Raw genomic sequence first — 1,355 nt, 5'->3', positions numbered from 1 at the left:
GGACGACCTCCCTCCCGCGCGCGGCGGGGCCCCCCCACCGGGGGCGGGGCCGGCCCCCCCCCGGCGTTCCGGGGTCGCCGCGCCGGCCCGGAGGCCGTGGCGCGGACCCCGTCGTCCTCAGGGCGCGTACTTGTAGCCCACGCGCCGGACGGTCTGGATCGCCCCGCGGTGCGCGGCGCCGAGCTTGCGGCGCAGCCGGGCGATGTGCACGTCCACGGTCCGGCCGTCGCCGACGTGGCCGTAGCCCCAGACGGTCGTGACCAGCTGGTCCCGGCTGTGCACCCGGTGCGGGTGCGCCACCAGGTGCGCCAGCAGTTCGAACTCCAGGTACGTCAGGTCCAGGAGCTCCCCGTCCACCTCGGCGGTGCGCTGGGCCGGGTCGATGCGGACGAGGGCGTCCCCGTGCACCCCGCCGGTCTGCGGGCCCGCCGGGACGGGAGCGGTCGGGAGGGCCGGGGCGCGGACCGCGGCCTGTGCCCCGAACTGCGGGGCCAGGGCCACCGGCGGCTGCTGGTCGGCCGGGACGAGCACCAGGTAGCCGACCATCGGCGGCTGGCCCGGCAGGGTGGGCAGGGTGTGCTGCGGGGCGGGCAGCCAGGTGCTGCCGGGCGGCAGGAAGTCCGCCACCCGCAGGACCTCGTCGCGGTCCACGGCCCGGAGTCGGTGACGGTGGGAGGGGAAGGCGAGCGGGGCGGTCGCAGCGGTGGCGGCAGCAGAAGAGGAGCGGGTACGGGTGTTCGCCATGAGTGGTCAGCTCTTTCACGCGGAGTCGTCGGCAGGAGACGTACGTGGGCCGCGCAGACCGAAGGCCCGTCGGAGCGGGTGCTCGCGAGGGGCGTTAGAGGGCCGGCGCGTTCTCCGCGCGGCAACACACCCGGTCGAAGTCGTCGTGCTGACGGGACGGCCAGAACGGCTCGAGGTCGCTGCGACCTGTCGAGGTGTGCGGGTGGCTGGCCATGACCTCATTCAATCAGATGCGGGGGCCCCTGGGCAGGCCGCGTCTCACCTCATGGAGCGGAATCTCATATTCCGCCACTACTTTCCGACATTCCCTCAGGTCTCGCCCCGTGGGAGCTGGTCGGAGCGAAGGTCCCGTCTCACATACCGGACATGGTGTGGGATGGGACACACCGCCGGCACCCGCCCGCAAAGCTCCCGCAACGCCCCGGACCCCGCCCGGCGGCGGGGTCCGCACCCCCGCCGCCGACCGGAGCCGCGGACGCCGGAGCGTCTGCACGGCACCGTGCGGACGCTCCGGACCACAGCAGCACGGCCACGCCCGCGCCGGCCAGTTGGGCCCGCTCCACCCGGACGCCCAGGCCCCGGGCGGTGTCCTCGCCGAGGGCGAGCGCGTT

At 75.4% G+C, this 1,355-nt stretch carries 1 protein-coding gene; it reads right to left on the bottom strand.

The features are described 5' to 3' along the window. Positions 1-117: 117 nt before the first annotated feature. On the bottom strand, positions 118-744 hold the full coding sequence (locus ABTZ17_RS36800) for a winged helix-turn-helix domain-containing protein (RefSeq protein ID WP_352200179.1): 627 nt from the start codon (positions 742-744) through the stop codon (positions 118-120). Positions 745-1,355: the final 611 nt, after the last annotated feature.

This window comes from Streptomyces sp. NPDC097619 (genome assembly GCF_040302735.1).
In the GTDB taxonomy this organism is placed as follows: Bacteria; Actinomycetota; Actinomycetes; order Streptomycetales; family Streptomycetaceae; genus Streptomyces.
The sequence above is the reverse complement of the archived record's forward strand: the minus strand, read 5'-3'. Positions and strand labels throughout refer to the sequence as shown.